The sequence below is a fragment of the Acinetobacter lactucae genome (genome assembly GCF_013122135.1).
In the GTDB taxonomy this organism is placed as follows: Bacteria; Pseudomonadota; Gammaproteobacteria; order Pseudomonadales; family Moraxellaceae; genus Acinetobacter; species Acinetobacter lactucae.
In genome coordinates, this window is the sequence record NZ_CP053391.1 from 2268778 (window position 1) to 2292085 (window position 23308).

The 23308-nt window shown below is 34.4% G+C and carries 23 protein-coding genes and 1 tRNA gene; 16 read left to right on the forward strand and 8 right to left on the reverse strand.

The window, feature by feature from the left end; translation table 11 throughout:
• Positions 1–2: 2 nt before the first annotated feature.
• A complete protein-coding gene (locus tag HLV59_RS10565) occupies positions 3–353 on the reverse strand; it encodes a hypothetical protein (protein WP_016145052.1) in 351 nt (116 codons plus the stop codon).
• Positions 354–796: 443 nt separating this feature from the next.
• Here HLV59_RS10565 and HLV59_RS10570 point away from each other — a divergent pair, with 443 nt between their 5' ends.
• From HLV59_RS10570 to HLV59_RS10600, 7 genes are all read left to right on the forward strand, one after another.
• Positions 797–1333 carry a fimbrial protein gene (locus tag HLV59_RS10570; protein ID WP_016145051.1) on the forward strand — a complete coding sequence of 179 codons (537 nt, stop codon included), beginning with the start codon at positions 797–799 and terminating at the stop codon, positions 1331–1333.
• A 73-nt stretch (positions 1334–1406) separates the two neighbouring features.
• Positions 1407–2150 carry a fimbrial biogenesis chaperone gene (locus tag HLV59_RS10575; protein WP_016145050.1) on the forward strand — a complete coding sequence of 248 codons (744 nt, stop codon included), beginning with the start codon at positions 1407–1409 and terminating at the stop codon, positions 2148–2150.
• A 56-nt stretch (positions 2151–2206) separates the two neighbouring features.
• On the forward strand, positions 2207–4747 hold the full coding sequence (locus HLV59_RS10580; RefSeq protein ID WP_456318742.1) for a fimbria/pilus outer membrane usher protein: 2541 nt from the start codon (positions 2207–2209) through the stop codon (positions 4745–4747).
• Positions 4744–5763 (forward strand): fimbrial protein, encoded by a 1020-nt coding sequence (locus HLV59_RS10585; protein WP_016145048.1) that lies wholly within the window; start codon positions 4744–4746, stop codon positions 5761–5763. The genes HLV59_RS10580 and HLV59_RS10585 overlap by 4 nt, the downstream gene beginning before the upstream one ends.
• A 532-nt stretch (positions 5764–6295) precedes the next feature.
• Positions 6296–6475: a hypothetical protein gene (locus HLV59_RS10590; RefSeq protein ID WP_016145047.1), complete on the forward strand. Its 180-nt coding sequence runs from the start codon at positions 6296–6298 to the stop codon at positions 6473–6475.
• Positions 6476–6558: 83 nt separating this feature from the next.
• On the forward strand, positions 6559–7554 hold the full coding sequence (locus tag HLV59_RS10595) for an AraC family transcriptional regulator (protein ID WP_025470595.1): 996 nt from the start codon (positions 6559–6561) through the stop codon (positions 7552–7554).
• A 106-nt stretch (positions 7555–7660) separates the two neighbouring features.
• On the forward strand, positions 7661–8287 hold the full coding sequence (locus HLV59_RS10600) for a sterol desaturase family protein (RefSeq protein ID WP_016145045.1): 627 nt from the start codon (positions 7661–7663) through the stop codon (positions 8285–8287).
• A 67-nt stretch (positions 8288–8354) separates the two neighbouring features.
• Here HLV59_RS10600 and HLV59_RS10605 read toward each other — a convergent pair whose 3' ends face one another.
• Positions 8355–9206, reverse strand: coding sequence for a LysR family transcriptional regulator (locus tag HLV59_RS10605; RefSeq protein WP_171429916.1), 852 nt, complete (start codon positions 9204–9206; stop codon positions 8355–8357).
• Positions 9207–9299: 93 nt separating this feature from the next.
• Between HLV59_RS10605 and HLV59_RS10610 the strand changes: the two genes are divergently transcribed.
• The 3 genes from HLV59_RS10610 (at position 9300) to HLV59_RS10620 (ending at position 12590) form a co-directional block, all read left to right on the forward strand.
• A complete protein-coding gene (locus tag HLV59_RS10610; RefSeq protein ID WP_031948112.1) occupies positions 9300–10229 on the forward strand; it encodes a DMT family transporter in 930 nt (309 codons plus the stop codon).
• Positions 10230–10472: 243 nt separating this feature from the next.
• Positions 10473–10937, forward strand: a complete 465-nt coding sequence (locus HLV59_RS10615; protein ID WP_016145042.1) for a hypothetical protein — start codon at positions 10473–10475, stop codon at positions 10935–10937.
• A gap of 237 nt (positions 10938–11174) precedes the next feature.
• Entirely contained in the window at positions 11175–12590 is a 1416-nt protein-coding gene (locus tag HLV59_RS10620) for a purine-cytosine permease family protein (protein ID WP_151748672.1), read from the forward strand.
• Between the two features lie 60 nt (positions 12591–12650).
• Here HLV59_RS10620 and HLV59_RS10625 read toward each other — a convergent pair whose 3' ends face one another.
• Positions 12651–13088 carry a PACE efflux transporter gene (locus HLV59_RS10625; RefSeq protein WP_057105963.1) on the reverse strand — a complete coding sequence of 146 codons (438 nt, stop codon included), beginning with the start codon at positions 13086–13088 and terminating at the stop codon, positions 12651–12653.
• A gap of 89 nt (positions 13089–13177) precedes the next feature.
• Here HLV59_RS10625 and HLV59_RS10630 point away from each other — a divergent pair, with 89 nt between their 5' ends.
• A complete protein-coding gene (locus tag HLV59_RS10630) occupies positions 13178–14062 on the forward strand; it encodes a LysR family transcriptional regulator (RefSeq protein ID WP_016145039.1) in 885 nt (294 codons plus the stop codon).
• Positions 14063–15195: 1133 nt separating this feature from the next.
• Positions 15196–15272: transfer RNA gene (locus tag HLV59_RS10635), tRNA-Ile, on the forward strand.
• A gap of 179 nt (positions 15273–15451) precedes the next feature.
• On the opposite strand, the gene HLV59_RS10640 is transcribed toward HLV59_RS10635, so the two are convergent.
• Positions 15452–16315, reverse strand: coding sequence for an iron-containing redox enzyme family protein (locus HLV59_RS10640; RefSeq protein WP_215901730.1), 864 nt, complete (start codon positions 16313–16315; stop codon positions 15452–15454).
• A 276-nt stretch (positions 16316–16591) separates the two neighbouring features.
• Here HLV59_RS10640 and HLV59_RS10645 point away from each other — a divergent pair, with 276 nt between their 5' ends.
• From HLV59_RS10645 to HLV59_RS10655, 3 genes are all read left to right on the forward strand, one after another.
• A complete protein-coding gene (locus HLV59_RS10645) occupies positions 16592–17164 on the forward strand; it encodes a TetR/AcrR family transcriptional regulator (protein WP_016145037.1) in 573 nt (190 codons plus the stop codon).
• Positions 17165–17349: 185 nt separating this feature from the next.
• Positions 17350–17895, forward strand: coding sequence for a 1-acyl-sn-glycerol-3-phosphate acyltransferase (locus HLV59_RS10650; RefSeq protein WP_016145036.1), 546 nt, complete (start codon positions 17350–17352; stop codon positions 17893–17895).
• A 161-nt stretch (positions 17896–18056) separates the two neighbouring features.
• On the forward strand, positions 18057–18806 hold the full coding sequence (locus HLV59_RS10655) for a YebC/PmpR family DNA-binding transcriptional regulator (RefSeq protein ID WP_016145035.1): 750 nt from the start codon (positions 18057–18059) through the stop codon (positions 18804–18806).
• A gap of 46 nt (positions 18807–18852) precedes the next feature.
• Here HLV59_RS10655 and HLV59_RS10660 read toward each other — a convergent pair whose 3' ends face one another.
• Entirely contained in the window at positions 18853–19323 is a 471-nt protein-coding gene (locus tag HLV59_RS10660) for an Lrp/AsnC family transcriptional regulator (protein WP_002050132.1), read from the reverse strand.
• 340 nt (positions 19324–19663) lie between these two features.
• Here HLV59_RS10660 and HLV59_RS10665 point away from each other — a divergent pair, with 340 nt between their 5' ends.
• Positions 19664–20977, forward strand: coding sequence for a DcaP family trimeric outer membrane transporter (locus HLV59_RS10665; RefSeq protein WP_216606717.1), 1314 nt, complete (start codon positions 19664–19666; stop codon positions 20975–20977).
• 49 nt (positions 20978–21026) lie between these two features.
• On the opposite strand, the gene HLV59_RS10670 is transcribed toward HLV59_RS10665, so the two are convergent.
• From HLV59_RS10670 to HLV59_RS10680, 3 genes are read right to left on the reverse strand one after another with little or no spacing between them, the layout of a single operon-like run.
• On the reverse strand, positions 21027–21770 hold the full coding sequence (locus tag HLV59_RS10670; protein WP_002114298.1) for an amino acid ABC transporter ATP-binding protein: 744 nt from the start codon (positions 21768–21770) through the stop codon (positions 21027–21029).
• A 13-nt stretch (positions 21771–21783) separates the two neighbouring features.
• Positions 21784–22461, reverse strand: coding sequence for an amino acid ABC transporter permease (locus HLV59_RS10675; RefSeq protein WP_016145033.1), 678 nt, complete (start codon positions 22459–22461; stop codon positions 21784–21786).
• A 2-nt stretch (positions 22462–22463) separates the two neighbouring features.
• Positions 22464–23306 carry an amino acid ABC transporter permease gene (locus HLV59_RS10680; RefSeq protein WP_016145032.1) on the reverse strand — a complete coding sequence of 281 codons (843 nt, stop codon included), beginning with the start codon at positions 23304–23306 and terminating at the stop codon, positions 22464–22466.
• Positions 23307–23308 lie beyond the last annotated feature (2 nt).

Consider the following 23308-nt stretch of genomic DNA (forward strand, 5'->3'; position numbering starts at 1 on the left):
ATCTAGGCTGCTTTAGGATTTACCAACGTACGACCTGACAATAGACTTGCCAAAGCCTGCGGTGAAAACTCTAAAGAAAGCACATGATTTTTGAGATTGACCGAATGCTTACTAATTAATGGAAGTAAACCATCTTCTGTTTCAAAGACATATTCATCTGCAATATTTAAGATCCCTTCAAGGTTTGTCGTACTCGAAGCAAGATCATGGCTAAAGATGTCATAAATCGTTTGCAGGTTAAACGTTGTTTGCTGCTCCGTCGGATGCTTGATGAGATAATCCTTTAAAAACAAAACTAATTTATGAGCAAAGAAAAAGTAGTTAGGTTTATAGCTATACTTCATAGTATTCATGGAACTGAACTCCAGATTATCTTTTATTGAATTACAACTAAAACAGTAGGAATTGAATCTTAAAAAATTCTTAAAAAATTAAATATATTTATAAGATATACACAAAACAATTTTAACATTAAAAAACAATTATTTAATCAAACATATTAGATATTAATTATCTTAAATATTTTAAAATTAAATTAATTCAATAGAATACAATTACTTAGATATTACCAATTTCTAAATTTTATTTTAAATAAAAACCAATTAATTATTTTACCAAATGATAAAAAATAATTTTTTAATTTTCCTTAATAAAAATAATTGATCAAAATATATATAAATATAATGTTTTTCTTGTTTTTTGATTGAAAAGTGATATATTTCCTTCGCCTTACTTAATCAGAATAAACTTACTGAAAAGTAATGGATTTTATTTTAAAAGCTATTCTGGGGATTTTATGAAAAAATTTGTTTTTGTGGCGGCGGTTTCTCTTTTAAATATAGCAAATGCACAAGCAGCAGATGGCACGATTACTGTTAATGGTCTTGTTACGGATAATACTTGTACTATTGATACTGGAGATAAAAATTTAACAATCAATTTGCCTACTGTTTCATCTCAAACCTTAAAAAATGCTGGTGATGTAGCTGGTCGCACACCTTTTCAAATTAATTTAACGAACTGTGCCGCTGCAGGTAAAGTTGCAACTTATTTTGAACCAGGCGCAACCGTTGACTTTAATACGGGTCGTTTATTAAACCAAGCAACTTCTGGTGCAGCAACAAATGTCAATATTCAGTTACTTGGCAGTAATAACGCCGTAATTCCTGTACTTGCTACAGGCGCAAATGAAACTCAAACGAATTCACAATGGGTAAATGTTTCAGCTGGCGGTAGTGCTGATCTTAACTACTATGCTGAATATTATGCTACAGGTGCTTCTACTGCTGGTACGGTAACATCACAAGTAAAATACACGATTATTTATCAATAAAACTAAATTAGAAGCTTCTATTCATGAATAGAAGCAATCTACTTCCTATTATTTATTATTGAGAATATGACTGATGCTTTTTCGTGGTCGTAAATTTTTCTGGGGATTAGCTTGCCTACAGGTAGCACTCACTACTACAGGTCATGCTGAAATTGTTTTACATGGTACTCGTGTCATTTATCCTTCAAATGCACGTGAGATCACATTACAACTGAGTAATAACGGTACTGCCCCATCTCTTGTTCAAGCATGGATCGATGATGGAAATGCAAAATTGACACCCGATGAAGCAAATGTGCCTTTCATTATTACACCACCGATTTCACGCGTAGAAGCAGCTAAGGGACAAACTTTAAGAATTACAGCTCTACCTAATTCGTCCCAATTAAGTCAGCAACAAGAATCAATTTTCTGGCTTAATGTTTTAGATATACCTCCTAAACCCGAAGGTAAAACTCAACAAGACCAAAGTACCCCAATTTCTAATAATTTTTTACAGCTCGCTGTTCGTTCGCGAATTAAATTCTTTTATCGTCCTATAGATCTAAAAGACAATATTGACCAAATAAGTGAGAAAGCTCAGTGGAAAGTAAATAATCAATATCTAGTAATAAAAAATCCGACACCTTTTTTTCTTACTATCACTTCTATTTTTCAAGGAGGTGAAGGCCATAAAACAGACTTATTACAGCAAGGTCTAATGATTTCCCCTTTTTCAGAGGATAAAATAAAACTAAAAAATAAAAACTTAGCAGATATGAGCTTCGTATATATCAATGATTACGGCGGACGAGTAGAGCACCCAATAAAGTTCTAACCTCCTTGTATTACTTAGGAAAACTTAAATACCTATCATGAATAGGCTCTAAAACTATGTCTAAATGGTTTATACCTTATATATGTTTAAAAAGCCCTTTTACTTGTTACGTCGTATCAAGTATTACGCTATTCATGCCTATGGCTATATACGCTGAAAATAATACTGACGTTCCACATTTTACAAAGGCTGAATTTGATAACAACTTCTTAGTAGGTAATGCACAAAAAATTGATATAGCTCGCTTCAAATACGGGAACCCGATCTTGCCTGGTGAATATAGCTTAGATGTTTATATTAATGGACAATGGTTCGGTAAACGGCGTATGCGATTTACTGCCTCAATTCCTAACACAAATGCTGAAACATGTTTTACAGAGGCCATGTTGCTTGAATATGGGGTAAAAGCTGATGTTCTAAGTCAACATGACTCCACTTCATCTCTTTCATGTAAAGCTCTTGCTTCATGGATAGACAATGCCTTTTACGTATTTGATAGTTCCCATTTAAGAATTGTTATTTCGATACCACAAGCCGTCTTAGAAAAAAATGTACAAGGTTATATTGATCCACATTTGTGGGATCGCGGTATTAATGCAGCTTTTTTAAACTATAACGCAACAGCATATCGAATAGTGAATGAACAGCGTGAAAATACATATGCTTTTATGGGAACCAATCTTGGAGCAAATTTAGCAAGTTGGCAGTTTCGCCATAATGGACAATGGAAATGGCAAAGTCAGTCTAACTCTCAATCTAATAATTCTTCTTATACCCCGACAAATACATATGTACAAAAGGCTTTTCCCAATATCCATGGGGTTTTGACCTTAGGAGATTATTTTACCAATAGCGATTTTATTGACTCTTTGCCCTATCGTGGAATGAATATTTCAAGTGATGACCGAATGCTTCCAAATAGTATGCTCGGTTATGCTCCAAGAGTTCGAGGTTATGCCAAAACCAATGCAAAAGTCGAAGTTAGACAACAAGGTAATTTAATTTACCAGACCACAGTCCCACCCGGAAACTTTGAAATTAATGATCTCTATCCCACAGGATTTGGAGGTGAGTTACAAGTTTCGGTATTTGAATCCAATGGAGTAATTCAAAAATTTTCTATTCCATATGCTTCTGTCATTGAAATGCTACGTCCTCAAATGAGTCGATATTCACTCACCTTAGGACAATTTCGAGACTCAAACATTAAGTTAAATCCATGGCTAATACAGGGTAAATATCAACGTGGAATCAATAATTACCTTACAACTTATAGTGCAATGCAAGGAACACAGCAGTATTTCTCTGTATTGTTAGGTACAGCTTTCTCAACACCGATTGGTGCTATTTCTTTTGACGCAACTCAGTCAAATGCCAATTTTTCTGATCAATCTAAAATGACAGGGCAAAGTTATCGACTGAGTTACAATAAATTGTTTTCTCCAACGCATACCAACTTAACATTAGCAACTTATCGTTATTCAACACAAAACTATCTCAAACTGCGCGACGCAATTTTAATTCAAGACTTACAAGAGCAAAATATTGATAGTTTTTCGATAGGTAAACAAAAAAGTGAATTTCAGATTAATTTAAATCAAGCTCTTCCAAACCAATGGGGAAATTTCTATTTAGTAGGTTCGTGGACGAACTATTGGAACCAGTCTACTACTAATAAGCAATTCCAATTAGGTTATAGCAACCAATTTAAAGATTTAACTTATAGTTTATCTGCAATTAATAGTGAAACTATTCAAGCTGGCGGGCGAGCAAACCAAGATACTCAATACCTAGCGTCCCTATCCTTTCCATTAGATTTTAAGAAAACCTCTTTAAATTTGAATAGTGTTCTAAGTGAAGATAGCCAAATTTTAAGTTTAAGCGGGTTTACAGGAAGTCGTTTGAACTACGGCGCATCAATTTCTAGTCAAGATCAGGGGCAAACAAATCTCAACATTAATGGTAACTATAGAACAAACTACACAACCATAGGCACTTCAATAAGTTATGCCGATTCCTATCAACAAGAAATGCTTAACTTAAGTGGCAATGTCGTTGCACACTCCCAAGGACTACTATTTGGACCAGACCAAGCTCAAACAATGGTATTGGTTTACGCGCCAGATGCGACAGGAGCACAAGTCGGCAATACACCAGGGCTAAGCATTAACAAAAAAGGATATGCAGTTATTCCTTATATTACACCCTACCGTATGAATAACATTAGCCTTGACCCGCAAAATATGTCTACACAAGTTGAGCTAGTTGAAAGTAGCTTACGTATCGCCCCTTATGCAGGCTCGGTCACTAAAGTTCAATTCACAACAAAAAAAGGTTATGCACTTTTTATTAGTACAACCAGTTTAGATGGCTCACATTTACCTTTTGCCGCACAGGTATATAACCAGAATAACGAAGTAATAGGTATTGTTGCGCAAGGCAGCCGTATTTATTTACGAACTCTCTTAAGCCATGACCGTTTATATGTGAAATGGGGAGAGAAGAATACTGAAAAATGCGAACTTGAATACGATATCACGGATCAAATAAAGCATAACAATCAACCAATTATTATGACAAAGGCAGTCTGTAAATGAATAAGATTTTAAAAAAAATTGGATTTTTGGCAGTGAGTCTATTTGCCTATAGCCATACAAATGCAAATTGTAATTTAAGTAAGGGATTTACCACCGTCGATATTCCGATGAACATTGGTAAAATCGTCGTAAAGCCGACCGATCCAATAGGAACTATATTACAAAAGAATACTTTTACGATCTCTCCCAATAATTCTACTGCAACATGCAATCGTGCTAGTGATCAAATTATTGCAGCTCTCCCCTTAAATTATCCAGTTAGCCCAATAGGTAATAATGTGTATGCGACTAATATTCCCGGCATTGGTATTCGCCTTTATCGTGAAGCAGTAGATGCATCAGACTTTTCTGGATATTATCCTTATAGACGCACGTTAACACCTAATACAGCATATACCCTTTCACCTGGATATTTTGTTATGGAAGTGATTAAAACTGCGATGGTAACAGGGTCAGGTGCATTGGTAGCAGGCCGTTACAGCACTTATTATGTATCGGGACAACAAAATCGCCCATTTCTAACTACAACCATGTTAAGTAGTGCTCCTGTCCTGATCGCGTCCTCATCATGTGAAATTCAAAATGGTGTAGATATACCAATTCAACTCCCGACTGTTACAAAGTCAGGTTTTAAAGCGATTGGTTCAACACAAGGAGAACAGAGCTTTAACCTATCCATTTTATGTAATGGCGGTGAAAATAACTCTGGTATAGCGACAAGCAACACGATCAGCTTAAGTTTTGATTATAACTCTGACCCCGCAAATAATCAGGTTATTAATAATAGTGCAGCAAACTCAAACAAAGCCAATGGTGTGGGTGTGGAACTGCTCTGGAATATGAATGGCACTAACAGTCCCATTCAAAAAACAACCAAACAAAACATTGGCACTGTCAGTTCAAACCAGACTGTAGAATATGATATTCCCTTAACTGCTCGTTACTATCAAACAGCAACCAATGTAACCGCAGGCGAGGTTAAGACAACAGCAACCGTAACTATTCAATATGATTAATTTATCTTTGTAAGATTTATTAAAAAACTTAAAATTTTATCTTTTTTAAAACTTTGTAGTTATATTTAAAAATCACATAAAAAAATGCTCATAAGCAAAAATAGCAAATGAGCATTAGTGATAACCACTTAACCTGAAATACAAATTGTGGGAAATAGATCACAATTTGCATAACTATAATTCCAAAATTCAGCTTAAAAATCAAGTCTTTTTTTTAATAAAAATTCAATAAAGTATACTAACATATTGTTTTATATTGATTAAAAAATAAATTTATTTTTTAATCCCCTATTCTATAGTGTTTCTAAAGAATTATCATTCTATTAATTAATAAAAACTTAATTTTAAGAAAATTTGAAAGAACCGAATTCACATTACCTAAAAATAATTTATTTTAATTTCATAACTTCAATAAAAATGAATTTTATAAAATTATAAAGAATTACATAATTTATAATAAAAAAAACATAAATAAATTTAGAAATCCCCTTCAATTACAAACAAGATCTTAGGCTTTTCACTAGAACGTAACATGCTCATTTTTTGGAAAATTTTATGTATTATATTATTAAGTCTAGGAGCCTTGAGCATAGGGTATGCAATTAGTAAACTTGATTTTTTTCTGTTTTTCATAGGCTTACTTTTATTGCTATCTTTCACATTAGCCTTAAAACAAGCACGTGAAGATGCAGGTATCTTCCCTGATCCTTAAATATAAACTCCAAGGATATCGTATTAACCATGAAATCATGGTTGAATGCCTCCTATAATTTGCTGGGTAGTTACAACAAAAATATGTCTAAAAGTTCTTCTGATGCTGGAATTTTTTTGTGGATGACCTATCAGACTATGCAACAGATGGGTTTAGATGCCGCATCTATATTTGCAAGTGTTAATTTACCCAATCAGCCACCAGATAAAAATGTTCGTAGAAATAATTCTACTCAAGAGAGATTCTGGAAAGCTGCTGAACAAATAAGTAAAGATCCAGATATTGGCTTACATGTAGGCAGTCAAATGCCTGCTTTTAGAGGCTTAGTCATTGAATATTTATTTTTAAGTAGTTCTACTTTTGGAGAAGGTTTACAACGTGCTTTAAGGTATCAGGCCCTTCTAACCGATGTATTTGACCTAAAATTAACAGTTAAAGAAGATGAAGCAATATTATCTGGTTTTGAACATCCCGTAAGACATTACCTTGAGTGTGGAATTGGTATTTTTCTTAATTTTTTTAAATATATTACAAATAACGAGTTTAGACCTAGTCAAATTACCTTATCTTATCAACAAGGTGCTTCAGCTAGCGCTTATCAAGAAGCTTGGAATTGTCCCGTAATTTTAAATAAAAACCAAGGCGCTATAATTTTTCCTAGTGCTTTATTAAATAAAACATCACCAGCAGCTGAACCTGAATTATTAAAAATTCATGAAACAATTGCTGAACAACAACTATCAACTTTAGAAAAGCATCAACTTGTTTATGAAATTGAGCGCTTACTCAGCAATGGGTTACTCGAATCGAGAGAATTCGATCAAACATTTATTGCTGAAAAATTAAATCGTAACCCACGTACCTTGCGTGCTGATTTACAAGCAATAAATACCAATTATGAGAAAATTTTAAACCAACATCGGGAAAAACTTGCTAGACGCTTGCTAGCACACACCCAAGAAACTATGGATCAGATTGTTTATTTGACCGGTTTTTCTGAACCCTCAGCATTTACACGGGCTTTTAAACGTTGGACTGGTGAAACTCCAAGCGCATATCGCCAGCGTAAACAAAAATAGTCAAATTGATTCTAAAGGCAATTATTCTGCTGCCTATTAGGTCAAAGAGATAAAACTTCCTTCTTTTAGAATGGCTTTAAATTGTAATTGATGAGAAGTAATTAATATGCTCGGACTCCCTGTAGGTATTTTTGTTGCAAATGGTCTTGAATGGTACTTTCATAAAGTTTGGTTACATGAATATCCAAGTCAGTACCGTAATAGTCCTTTTTTCACCCATATCGCGCATCATAAACGAGCTCGTTTAAATAGCTTTCAAGATGAAGGTTATGCCGAATCAATGTTTAAAAATGCTGAAATGTATAACGAAAAAACAGCTCTGCTTGGGTTAGCTGGGGCCGCTACTATTTTTTTACCTGTAGCACCCTTTTTTACTGCCGGGCTTTATTATGGCCTATGGAATTATTGGCGTGTACATTCAAAGGCTCATTTAGACCCAGAATATGCAAAGAAACGTATCCCTTGGCACTATGATCATCATATGACGAGCAATCAAAATGCTAACTGGTGCGTTACCAAACCTTGGTTTGACTATATTATGGGAACTAGAGTCACGACAGAAGTGTCTCAAACTGAAACCAATCCTTTAGGTATCAAATTACCAAAGTTGTTAGAAAAACCGATTAATTTTGCTGCTCGACGCATACTTGCCAAATCGTATGCCAAGATTGATTTAAAATCTAAACAGGACCAATCTAATTTACGTAAAGGAATAGAAGTGAGTTTGGCTTAAATATCTATCGAAATATAAAAGCTGTGGATTCCAGCAGCTTTTATATCAATGGATCGTTGTTAACAGATTAAACTTTATAAGGCTCAAAGCAAGACACAAGAAAATCCATTACGACTCGGATAGCTGGACTATGTCTTAAATCTTCGTGTGTAACTAACCAGATTTCAGCACTCATTGGATAATCATCTTGTAATCTAACCAAGTTGCTAAAAGCTCCTAAAAAATCAGGTAAAACCGCTAACCCAACTTCTCCACATGCAGCTCTCCATTGCAACTCAGGATGGTTAGTAATCATTATTGGTTCTTTATGGTTTAATCTTTCTTTTAGCTTCTGCTGTTTTTGTCCATGTACTCCTCCTACATCTACACTAACCCATTCATAATTTTCGGGTTCTGTTGAAGCCAAATAATTTGGACCCGCATATATTCCAAAAGGAATTTCACCAACTTTGCGAGCTACTAAATTTTCATCTTTAGGACGTCCAAACCTTACCGCAATATCAGCCTCGCTATGTTGCAAAGAAACATAATGAACATCGCCAAGCACCCGCAATTTTAATTGCGGATAATCACGATAAAACTTACCTAGGTAAGGCATAATGAGATGTGCCGCAGTTAAAGGAGGCATGCTAATAGAAACACTTCCCATGACTTCTTGCTGACCTGCCTGAATTAAACGTTCGATCGAAAAAGTTTCTTCCATCATCCGTGCAACCACCTGTGCAAGTCGTTCGCCATCAGGAGTTAGAATGTAGGTGCGTGGTCTACGGTCAACTAATTTAAGTTTTAAATTTTGTTCTAGTTGAGCAATTCTTCTGGATACAGTTGCATGGTCTACGCCCAATTTTCTGGCAGCACCGGAAAGTGACTTTTCTTCGGTAAAAACTGAAAAGTAATGCAAATTTTCCCAATCAATCATTGTGCAAATTTTCACATTAGAAGTGTATTAATATGGAATTGTACACCTTTATATATTTACCGAGAATAAACCTTTCTTAATTGGAGTCTGTCCATGAACAGAACGGTGGCTTATGCCTATGCTGGTGTTGTCTTAACCATGTTTTTTTGGGGATCAGCATTTAATGCAATGTCTTATATTATTCAACATATGCCCCCGTTATCTGCAGCATCTGAACGGTTTTCGATTGCAAGTCTAAGTTTGCTTATAATTTTCTCAATAACGGGGCAGCTTAGATGGACAGCCTTAAAACAGAATCTAATTATCTATCTTATTATTGGTATTATCGGAATTGCAGGCTTCAACATAGGCTGTTTTTACGGGCTACAAACAACATCAGCTGTTAATGGTGCTTTGATTATGGCAACCACCCCATTAATGACCCTGTTAATGACAATTATTTTAGATGGTGAAAAACTTACCACTAATAAATTCTTAGGTGTTTTATTCGGCTTAAGTGGCGTGTTACTGGTGATTAGTCAGGGACATATAACGACTTTACTTCACCTAAAAATAGACATTGGAGATCTATTTATATTATTGGGTGCATTTGGATTCTGCCTAGCAAATGTGCTGTCTCGTCGTTATGTAAAAAATGCTACCCCATTAGAAACAACAACTTTTTCTATGATATTTGGGGCAATAACACTGGGTTTATTGAGTGTAATATTTGAAGATCCTCACTCAGCCATCGCATCTGCACCAGTAAATGCACATTTAGCGATGGGATATGTCGTGATCTGCTCTACCATGATTGCTTATTTATTCTGGTTTAATGGCATACAAAAGTTAGGTGCTGGCCGTGCTTCTGTCTTTTTTAACTTTGTCCCTGTGTTTAGTATGATAATTGCTCTACTTACTGGACATACGCTCAATATCTGGCAATTGATAGGAACAGCTCTAGTGATGCTTGGTGTGATGAGTAGTGGTGGTCTTTTAAAAATTAAAAGTACTCCACTTATGGCAAAACATTGTACAAAATAAGAAATATGCTGCTACATTAAAAATTCATCATTCATATGTAGCGGCATTTTCAAATATAAAATAAACATTATCTAACTATAATCTCTTTAATTTCTTATATTTTCAAAATATATTCTTACATTTGTTATGGCTTATACAAAAGCTCATCTTAATTATTCCGTTGTAACAAATACTGTATGTTTCTTTAAAACTTAATAAAAGATTGCCATATATAGTTTTAAAACAACCAAAGGAGATATTAAAATGAAGCTGGATTTTACAACAATTGAAAAGCAAGCAAAATTGCTCCAAGAAGAGCAAGAAAAGATCGAGCAGCGTGATCATGAGTTTCAAATTGCTCTAGATAAGCACAGAGAATCTCTAAAGAATTTATTTAAAGATCTTTTCTCAGACCAAGAAATTAAGACAGAAAATGGAGGACACTTTTGTGTAACCTTCGGAGATTTCAAAATTTCTTTACTCATTGAAACTGCTAAATTTGAAAATGGTGTTCCTGTAAAATTAAACTCCGTAAATCCTGTTATTATTAAATGCAAGAAAGATAAGCCAATTGCAAAAGCACAGTTCACAGATGCAACACAATATCTAGATAACCATTTAGACACACCAAATTATCAGTATTATTTTAAGCAAGAAGATAAGACCCAACTGGTACAATTTTCTGAACTTCCGTCTTATTTCCAACTTGTTTTAGACGCAAATGCATAAAACAGAGCCCTCAGCAGAGGGCTTTTTTCATATATTATTCTTTCATCACTTAATTTAAAAAAATCAGTCAAATACTTTTTCTTTTTATCTATGAATTATTTACCTAAACTTTAACATCCTATACTTCAAAAAATATTTGATTCTTCTTAAAATTACTTGTATATACATGTTTATATTTGATTATACAAATATGGATAAATAAGAATAGGATGGCTCTTAAAGGATAAGGAGAGTGAAATGGACTCATCGTCTGGGAAACCTAATAGTAGTTTTATAGAAAACCGAAGCATTGATTTTATTCCTGAAAATGAAAGACACGGAGGTGTGTTTGCTCAATTCACCTTATGGTTTGGTGCCAATTTACAAATCACAGCCATTGTGACTGGTGCACTAGCCGTTGTGTTAGGTGGTGATGTTTTTTGGTCTATTATTGGTTTATTCGTAGGACAATGTTTTGGTGCAGCTGTCATGGCATTGCATGCTGCCCAAGGTCCTAAACTTGGCCTCCCTCAAATGATTTCAAGCCGTGTGCAATTTGGGGTTTATGGCGCGTGTATTCCAATCATACTCGTTTGCCTCATGTATATTGGCTTTACCGCAACTGGAGAAGTATTAGCCGGTAAAGCAATTGCACATTTAGCACATGTCAGTAATACAACTGGTATCTTAATTTATGCAAGTTTAATCATTTTATTCGCAACAATTGGATACCGTTTAATTCACTTAGTAGGAAAAGTAGCCAGTATTATTGGTCTGATTGCTTTTGTGATTATTTTGACTCATATCTTCGCACTGTCTGATTTTTCTGAACTCTTAGCAGTACGTCATTTCAGCTGGTCTTCATTCTTGTTAGCTGTTTCACTTTCTGCTTCTTGGCAAATCTCTTTTGGTCCCTATGTTGCAGACTATTCTCGATATCTTCCAACTAAGACATCTTCATCTCGTGTTTTTTGGGCTGTCGGATTAGGTTCTTTAATTGGCTCACAAATTTCTATGAGCTTAGGTGTTTTAATTGCTCAGGTTGCAAACGGCAATTTTGTCGGAAATGAAATTCAATACGTTGTTGGTATGAATCCAATTGCCCTCGTCGTGACGTTTTTATATTTTAGTATTGCTTTTGGGAAAGTCACTCTGACGACTTTAAACGCCTATGGTAGTTTTATGTGCATTGCTACGATTTGGAATAGTTTCAAATCGACTCATCAAATCTCAAAAATAACAAGATTACTCATTGTTCTTGCTATGGTTGTAGTCTCGACCTTTATTGCAATTATAGGTGAACATACTTTTTTAAGCGCCTTTAAAGCTTTTATTTTGTTTTTACTCACCTTTTTTATCCCGTGGAGTGCGATTAATCTTGTTGATTACTACTTTATCTCTAAAGAAGAATGTGACGTAGAAGCACTCTATGATCCAAATGGGAAGTATGGCCGCTGGAATCGGATTGGGATTACCTGTTACTTTCTAGGTATTTTGATTCAACTACCCTTTATTGATAGTAAATTTTATACGGGACAAATTGCAGCAATGTTAGGTGGAATCGATTTGTCGTGGCTTGTAGGTCTTATCTCTACTGCATTGATTTACTACATTTTAGCTAAGAAAGCTCAACTCAAGTTTTCAAAACAGTTAGTGATTGATCAAATCAAATAATGCCCCAAGATAAGCTATCAATGTCAAATCCTTTGATAGCTTATCGTTATGATTTAATGACTATTCTTGTAGTGCTTTGGCCTGTGCCGAAATAGGCAAACCAAATAACTTATCAAAGCTCCAATTAAATATAAAAGTATAAATAGGAATAATGATAATAAAGGCTACATCTAACCAGAAAGCTTCAATCAGAGAAATATCCATCCACCATGAAATAAGAGGTATCAAAAATAGAACTAAAGTAAACTGAAAACCAATAGCATGCCCTACTCTACGTTTAACGGTACGGATATGACTGCTTTGTCTAGCTTCCCACTTCTCATATAAAATATTGTAGATAAAATTCCAAGTCACAGCGATGGTCGTAATCATGACAGAGAGTGGTCCTGTATGTTCGACACTATCACCTGCCAAAATCGCTAACCCGACTGATGAAATAATCATTCCGATTACTTCGTAAGAAGATACATATACAATTCGACGCTTTATACCTTGCATAATCAACAAACTCTGCTTAATTCTTTATATTTTAATTTCAGTCAAAATCATATATAAAGTTAATAGCTTTCAGTTGAACTGATATCAAAATGAATTTTAATAGTGAAAATATTGAACTTTTCATAACTGTACTCGATACAGGCTCTTTCTCTGCGGCCGCTCGTAAATTAAATCGCGTCCCCTCAGCAGTAAGTATGGCGGTTGCTAATTTAGAAGCAGAATTGGGTTACACCTTATTTGAAAGGACTCCTCGCAAGGTCATTCCAACCGCTACAGCATTAGCGTTGGAACCTCAAGCAAGAATTATTTCTGAACAACTTAAGCTATTTAGTACTCATGCTCACGAACTGTCTTTAGGACTTGAAAGTAAATTACGTATTGGTGTGGTCTCAGACGTAAATACAAAATTATTATTTTATTCAATAAAAAAATTAGCCGATAAATTTCCCTTACTGAATATAGAAGTTATTACCGCTCCTCAAGATGACATCGTTAATTTACTTTATACGGAGCAAATTAGTCTTTGCTTAGCGGGTTCAGACCTTAATATAAAAATGCGAGAAAATTTACAATTGGTAATGACTGAAACAGTTGTTGCTACTATCTCTTCTAACCATACCTTTCTACAAGAAAAAACAAAACAATTTTCTATTGAAGAATTAATTAATATTAGACAAATTGTTGTGGCGAGTAGTGAACATGAAATGACAGATCCCCGTTCAATTATTGGTGCAATGTACTGGAAAACGAATAGTCTACAAACAGCAATTAATATGGTTGAAGCAGGTCTTGGTTGGGGGAATTTTCCTTTATCTTTAGTACAAGAAAAAATTGATCAAGGTCACTTAGTGCTTTTAGATTTTAAAAATACAAAAAATCATTTACCCCTATCTATTTATTTAATTTGGCTCCAAGACCGCCCTTTACCTAAAGCAGCTCGAGAGCTAATTCAAATTATTCAAGAAAATTTATAATTTTTTATATACTATTTTTGAAAATCTATAAATACCTTTTATAATTTCAATTATAGTTAAATTTAATTTTTTGAAGCTTGAGTTTATTACTCTGTGCTATATCTATCAATATTACTAAAAGCAAAAAGCCTACTCAAAAGTAGGCTTCTTACTGTATTTCAGGATTAAGCAATAATATTTATTAGGTAAAAAATACACTTATACTTTATTAAAACCAAGTGTTTTAGTCAAGAATAAAATTCATAAGATACAAATATTTGTATTGTTGTGAACACAATCACACTTTAGGTTTCGCATAAAAAATACATACTTCCTTCTCATCCTTACGCTTTCTCTTTTGAGTAAAATACGACAAATAAATTAAATATAAATAGTATATTTCAACATTAATTAAATTTATCTCCCAATATTAGAGATTATTTCATTCATTACTTTCTTATTTCATCATTTTTACAATCCCACTCTAAACTTTCTTATTCAATCCAATAAAATTTCATATTACTTTATTATACAGCCTAAATATTACATTTAGTTTAAAGAAGTACAAGAATATTACTTAAATCCTTCTAATTAAGTAGAGTATTAATTTTCTATAAATTTATAATAATCAAATTAAGATATTAATAAATTAATCATTACAGATAATATTTTTCAATAAATATGATTTTATAACAACGCCCTACTCTATATCTTAAATTAATCAAAATTTAAACACTTATAGATCAATTTTATACTTTATTTCTCCATATTTCTTTATATTTATCGTCAGGTATTTTTGCTAAATATTCTAGCGCAATACTATTCATTGCAATCTAATAGCTTATAAAACGATCACACTTTAAACAAAAGATATTTTATATACGTTAATGATGCAAACTTTAAGAATAATCAAATCAGTTCCAAGGTAAACTGCTGGAATAAGTTCTAATTGATCGATAAATAACTAAGTTTGCTTTACTCATGGAGTAAACATAAGCTAGAATCGCTTTCACTTGTAATATTAACCAATATGACACAATATTTTTTAGGTTTACTATGCGTCTACTTTAGAAAATGACTTGTGTTTAATTAAAAAATTGATTAGTATTGCACGCACTGAAAGGCCTTGAGATTAAAAGCTTTTCTGACTTATAGGGCCTATAGCTCAGTTGGTTAGAGCAGCGGACTCATAATCCGTTGGTCCACAGTTCAAGTCTGTGTGGGCCCACCAAATACGAACCCCATAAACTAAAAGTTTATGGGGTTTTTTAATGGTTATTTAAATAATATTCATTTCACCGTTATAAACAATATTCAAAACTTAATTATCAAATTGTAAAGTTTATTTTATCTTAAAATTTTAACTACTTTAAAAGATGTTTTTTAAACTCAATATTCCGATTTGTAGTTTTAAGCTAAGATCTTCTTCCGCATAAGTTCTGTATGCTCTAATTGGGTATCCCAAAACTTTTCCCATAAATCACAATACTCTAAGCATAACTTTTCGATATAGTGATAATCTTCTTCTGTACAAGCTTGCATCAAGACATACCATAAATCTTCTTCATGATCATCATCTGCGGCTTCGGCGCTTTCATCCTCAGAGATACCATGTACATGATAATAGCCACCACCTTCTACATCCAAACCTACTGCTTTGGTCGCTCTCCGTAACGGTGGGCTGTAAAGAATAACCTCTTCCTCCGCAACCGCTAATAATGCTGAAACCGCTTTATAATCATCATAAGCATTTTCTAAAAATACTCTAACCTGCTCTGCAATTTCAGTTGGTTGATATGTCAAACGATCGTGTTCGGTAATACCGAAATCGTTCAATATATCTTCAAATAGAGGATAATGAGCATATTCAGGATTTCCCTGATAGTAACCATCTTTATCTAAACCCGGACGGAATCCGAACTCATCAAGAATATTTAAACTCAAAAGAAAGCGTGGATACATTTTTGCACCTGCATGTAATCTTGGCTCTAATTGTTTTGTTTGGAATTGAGCCATGAGCAATGCATCGGTGAATGTTTGAACAATTGCATGACGATACTCTAAATGAATTTTCTTTAAATCTTCTTTATTAATTTCTCCATTATTTAAAGTATCAATTGCAGAATGATGGGATACAGGATGCTCAGCAATTTTCGCTCTTAAACGGGTCAAAAAGTTTGAATTTTTTTCCCATAATTCAGCTGAAATGCTTTGTTTCATCCCTGCGAGTGCTTTCTTTCTAGGATTATTAAAATTCTCAAATTTCTTAGGCATATCTGCTCTCATTAAACTTATTGAAGCCTGATCGATGTTTACATATTTTTTATAAAAACAATGACTTAAATTAATATTTAAACATATTCCATTATGAATTAATATTAGAATTAAAATCATGCGAAATCAAATAGAAAATTTCAAAAAAAACAAATAAATGATAATCATTATCACAATATCAACTTGAATCAAATTCAGTTTTTTATTATCATAATTTGTATAAAATTTTAATATTTTAAATTAAGTTATAATTAGTTTTAACTATATGGAAAAGTAATGTCAAAAAAAGAAGATATTATAAATACTGCTTTAAATTTATTTAATCAGATTGGGTACAATGCTACGGGTGTTGACCGTATTATTGCTGAATCAAATGTTGCAAAAATGACTTTTTATAAATATTTTCCTTCAAAGGAAAATTTAATTATGGAATGTTTGCAACATCGGAATATAAATATTCAGAATTCAATCAATGAACAATTAAATTTACATCAAGATGCCAACCCACTCGAAAAAATTCATATTATTTTCAAGTGGTATGTGGACTGGATCAATAGCGAAACATTTAATGGATGTTTATTTAAAAAAGCATTTATTGAAGTATCTAAACAATATACTTCGATTCGTGAACCATTTTATGAATATACAAAATGGTTAACTAATTTATTGGATGAAAAGCTTACTCAATTAGGTATAGAAAATCCTACCCCTCTCATTCATATCATTATTTCTATTATAGATGGTATGATTATTGATGGGACTACGGATAAAAATCTAATTAACCCGGAAAAAATCTGGAAATATATTGAGTTTTTAATTACAGAAGAGATTCCCGAGTACGTATTTTAATTTAAAATTATCAAAGCTTGTTATTTTAATAAAAAATTTGAGAAAAAATAAAAAATAAATTTTCAAATACTTTATAACTGAGATAATTCTAAATTTTAGTGCTTTACTTTAGCTTTCATAATTTCTCTAGGCTTTTTTACGAACTCATATTAGAATCCTGAAAATTTATCACCTTGCACTGATCTATGAAAAAATTTCTAGGTAACTCTATTTTTAAAGCCGTTGGTTGGACCTACAATGTAGACCCTCAAATTCTTGAAAAAAAACAAGTTATTATTGGCTTTGAACATACTTCGAATCTAGATGCAGTGTTATCAATTGCCCTCTTCCAAATGTTAGATATCAAAATTCATACCTTAATAAAAAAAGAACTTTTTAAGGGTCCGCTTAAACCAATTTTAGAAAAGCTCGGTGGTATTCCAGTTGACCGTAAAGCAAGTAAAGATATCGTTTCACAAATGGTCGAACAATTTCAATCACATGAAACCTTTAACTTGGTAATTGCTCCTGAAGCTACTCGTGCTAAAGATGGCTCTGAACGTAAGCCTATCCGTACAGGTTTTTGGCATATTGCAAAAGCAGCCAATGTTCCTATTGTTTTAATGTATGCAAACGCTCGAAGTAAACAAGGTGGGATTTTAGGTAAAATTTATCCGACTGATTTACAAAAAGACTTGGAAACCATTAAAGAGCTATATGCTCAATTTGATATAGATGTAAAAATTAACTAAATCAAATGGGAATTAATTTGACCTAATCTCAATCATTAGGTCTTAAGCTTATTGTTCTTATTCAATTGGCTAACAAAACGCAGGGCAACAGTTTTCAACAAAACCAAGCCTATGCTAATATTCCAGCACTTTTGCATTTTCTTTTTTTGGAGTTCACGTCCATGGCGGGTCATTCTAAATGGGCCAATATTAAGCATCGTAAAGCGAAACAAGATGCAAGTCGCGGTAAAGTTTTTACTAAGTATATTCGTGAAATTGTGACTGCTGCCAAACTTGGTGGTGGAGATCCTGCTAGCAACCCTCGTCTGCGTGCAGTAGTAGAAAAAGCTCTCTCAGTTAATATGACACGTGACACCATTAACCGTGCAATCCAACGTGGTGCTGGTGGTGAAGATAATGATGATTTAAAAGAAGTAACTTACGAAGGTTATGGGGTTGGCGGGGTTGCTGTTCTTGTTGAAACAATGACTGATAACTTAAACCGTACAGTGCCAGACGTACGTCACTGTTTTAGTAAAACAAATGGTAACTTAGGAACTGCGGGTTCTGTATCTTATCTATTTACTAAACGTGGTGAGATTACTTTTGAAGATGTTTCTTTAGAAGATAAAATCATGGAAGTTGCTTTAGAAGCTGGCGCTGAAGATATTGAAGTTTCTGAAGATGCTATCTTGGTCATCACTTCACCAGAAACTTTCGGTGAAGTTCAGGATGCTCTTGCTGCTGCTGGTTTAAAATCTGACAACGCTGAAGTTGTGATGAGTCCATCTACAAAAGCTGAAATTACAGATGTTGACCAAGCAAAACAAATTCTTAAAATGATTGATATGTTTGAAGACCTTGACGATGTACAAAACGTTTATACCAACGTTGAATTCTCGGATGAAGTTTTAGCTCAACTTGATGCTTAAAATCAAACATTTGAATTAAAGAAAACGCACCAATTGGTGCGTTTTTTTATAGTTTGTTGAGCAAGTTATAACAATTAAATACATTATATTCTTTAATGACAAAGCTCGAATGCAAAGCAACTACGTTGTCGATTTTTCCAATACGTCTTAATAAAATTTCACTGTAGTCATCCATGTTGCGTGCCACAAGCTCCAAAATAAAATCGGCACTTTGCCCTGTTACCAAGAATGCATTAGTTACTTCTGGAATTGCTTCTATTTCAGACAGAAACTTATCAAATGTTTCACTATCATGTTTACTCAGTGAAACTTGCAATAAAATATGTAAAGTAAAACCAAGCTTACTAAAATTAATTTCCCTTTTGAGCTGTCCCATGATGTTGGCTTCAATCAGGTGCTTAATACGGCGATGCACAGAACTGACTGACAGATTGATCCGTTCTGAAAGTTCATTCAAATTTAAGTCTTCATGAGATAAAATTTCTAGAATTTGTTTATCAAAACGATCTAACTCCACCCTTATCTCCAGCCAGAATTTCAAAGTAAAGACAGTATACCCTATACCTTCACTTCTGCATTGAAAATACAAAGGTTTAAAGGCTGCTAAATTTTTTTTTATAAAACTTATTTCTTTTATGCCTTTTAAACGTGCAAATAGTTTCATGTACGGTTCATTTTAGAGAGTTAACTTTATGCTTTAATCCGAATTATCTATGTAAAATCCTTATTCTTACTACTATTTGAAGCTAGAAAGGAAGTAATCAGCAAAATTTGTTTGTTTTCCAAGTTTCTTAAAGTTGGCATCATTTTTGTTATGTATTTGCAGGAAAATTTTTATCCATGTCGGGGGAGTTCCTGTGAATAAGATCAAAACATTAGTGTTAGCAATGAGTTCTTTAGGTGCAATGAGCGTAACAATGCCTGTGCATGCCGCTACAGATGCTGAAGTTAATGCCTTACGAGATGAAGTAAAAGAGTTAAAGCAACTCATCCAGAAACTATCTGATCAACAAAAAACAGCTTTAACTGTCAGTGCTCCAGCAACAATTCCCGCAGCACCAACGTCTTCTACGCCTCCAGCATCAAAGCCAGGTTGGATGGCAATGGCAGATGGACAAACCCAAGTTAAGCTTTATGGGAATGTTCGAGTAGATGCAACCTACGACTTTAAAGGCTCAAATGGTAGTATTTCAAATGCAGCCAACTATCCTTTAAATAAAGATGACCCAAGACAAGATTCACTAAATGTATCAGCTGCCACTTCACGGATTGGTCTAGATATTACTCGCCCAACTCAGTATGGAGATTTAACAGGTAAAATTGAAGCCGATTTCATGGGTGGAAACGGCGATAATGGTAATGGTACCTTCCGTGTTCGCCATGCCTATATGTCATTAGGTAAATGGTTAGCAGGCCAAACAACTTCACCTTTTGTAAATACCGATACATCACCAGAAACACTAGACTTTACTGGTGCAGTCGGAACAGGAACCACTCGTACTGTACAAGTCCGATATACTCAACCAATCAATGCACAGCAAAAAATATTAATTGCTCTAGAAGGTGGCGATGTTGAAAAAGTAAGTAATGCCGCAGGAGGCAGTCGCTTCCCTGCTCTAACTACACGCTATGACTTTAAAACTACAAATAATAGAGGCTTATTACAGTTACATGGGCTTGCGCATGAAAATCGAGTGGCTCCAAAAGATAGCTCATCTGAAGAAAAATTTGGTTGGGGTGTAGGTGTTGGGGGCAAATATGATTTAACGCCTCAAGATAGTTTAGTAGCTAACTATTATCATGTTAAAGGAGATGGTCGATATTTATCTTATAGCAATTCTGCTTATGCTTATGACACAACAACACAAGACATTAATTTAGGTGAATTTGATAGTGCAGTGATTGGGTATCAACGAAAATGGAGCCCTATTCTCCGCTCTACTTTTGCTATAGGCGGTATTCAATATAAAGATGATAGTGTCTATGCAAATAGCAATTTAACCAGCACCAGCTATAACAAAGAAATTTATAATGCTTTGGTCAATTTAATCTGGAATCCAGTTAAAAATATTGATTTAGGTGCAGAATACACATATGGCCAGCGTGAAACTTTTGCAGGTGATAAGGGAGACTATTCTCGTATCAATCTCTTAGCAAAATATAACTTCTAAGAATTAGATAAAAAAAGAGCCTTTAAAGGCTCTTTTTTTATTAGAGGTATTAATGCATCGCCTGAATTTTTTCTAAGAACAATTTAGCGCGTTCATGACGAGCTTCTAAATTATCAAAGAATTCATGCGTTGGGCAGTCTTCTAAAATTTTACCTTCATCCATAAAAATTAATCGATTAGATACTCTTTTAGCAAAGCCCATTTCATGGGTAACACACATCATGGTCATGCCTTCATGTGCAAGTTGCACCATAACTTCAAGAACCTCACCCACCATCTCAGGATCAAGTGCAGAAGTGGGTTCATCAAACAACATACAGATTGGGTCCATAGACAAGCCACGCGCAATCGCTACACGTTGCTGCTGACCACCCGACAACTGACCCGGAAATTTATCTTTATGAGCAAGTAAACCTACACGCTCTAAATATTTCAAACCTTTTGCACGAGCATCTGCAACTGAACGCTTTAACACTTTAACTTGAGCAATCGTCAAATTTTCCAAAACAGTCATGTGTGGAAAAAGTTCAAAGTGCTGAAAGACCATTCCTACTCGCGAACGGAATTTAGCAAGATCTGTTTTTGGATCTTTAAGCGAAATCCCATCAACAATAATGTCACCTTGTTGAAATGGCTCTAAAGCATTTACTGTTTTGATGAGTGTTGATTTTCCTGAACCAGATGGTCCGCAAACAACAACGACATCACCTTTTTCAATACTCGTCGTGCAATCTGTTAAAACCTGAAAATCACCATACCATTTAGAGATATGTTGGATGTCTATCATTGGCATTTAAAATCTCCAATTAGCGAATGATGGCAATTTTTTGCTGTAAGCGTTTGACTAAATGAGACAGCACAAACGAGCTACAGAAATACACTACAGCGACGATTAAATAGAATGTTGCTTTCGTTTCAGGTCCATAGGTATTAGCCAATGTATCTGCACGACCTAAAAAGTCTGGTGCACTAATGACATAAACTAAAGAGATGTCCTGAAATAGAATGATTGTTTGAGTTAACAATACTGGGAGCATGTTACGGAAAGCTTGAGGTAAAACGACATATCGCATTGATTGCCCATAGGTAAAACCTAGCGCATAGCCTGCATGTACCTGACCTTTTGAAATAGACTGAATTCCAGAACGTACAATTTCCGAGAAAAAGGCTGCTTCAAAAATAGCAAAAGTAACAACACTGGAAAACAACGGCCCCCAATATGTATCAGATTGAAACTCAAATATTTTCGGCAACAAAAAGTAGAAGATAAAGATCACCTGAATCAGTGGAATACCACGAAACAGATCAACATAAAATTTTGCAAAATTACTTGCGATAGCATTGCTAGATAAACGCATCATTGCCAATGGGGTTCCGATAAGGATACCGCCCATCATTGCTAATACCGTTACGGTAAGCGTAAAAATGAAACCTTCTTTAAGTGCTGCAATCACATCAGGATTTTGTAATAAAGAAAAATCCATAATTACTTCCCTCCTGAACCTAAGCCAGGTACAGCCATTCGTTTCTCAATCCATGCCATCAAAAACTTAATGCTATAAGTGATAATCAAATAAACAGGTGTTGAGAGAATAAGAATGATGATGTCCTGAGAAGTTTCTTCACGCATAGTTTTCGTGTAAGCAAAGAAATTCAAAACACTCAACGCATATAAAACAGCTGAGTTTTTGAAAACGTTCATTGCTTCAGAGGTAATCGTTGGCCATACAGTGCGATATGCAACTGGTAAAATGACATAACGATAACTTTGTGCTGTCGTAAAACCCATAGCGGAAGCCGCAAACTTCTGTCCACGAGAAACGGTATTAATTCCGGCACGTATGTGCTCAGATACCCGAGCAGCCGTGTAAAGACCTAATGCAAAAACACCAATAACCGCAGGTTGCTGATTTAAAATATTTTTCCACCAACCACCAGCAACTACATCCCCACTACCTGCACTTAAGCTGTCCGGTAAAAACTCCGGAAAAACAAAGGCCCAGAAGAATAGTTGCACAATAAGTGGAATATTACGGAAAATTTCAACGTAACAATTGCCGATAAATGCGAGAGGTTTGTTGGGTAATGTACGAATTACCCCTAGGAGAGAACCTAATAAAAATGCGATAAGAAAGGCTATAACAGCTGTCCAAATCATAGTGAACACGCCTGAACCTAACATTTGTAACCATGTGGGTGCCTCAGCATAAGCATTGTAGCTTGAGCTACCAATAGCTTTACAAACTGATTCTGCCCATGCGGCTTTATCGACACCATATTCATTAGACTCCGCACAGAATATAGTCCAGTTTAGTGAGCCGACTGACATGT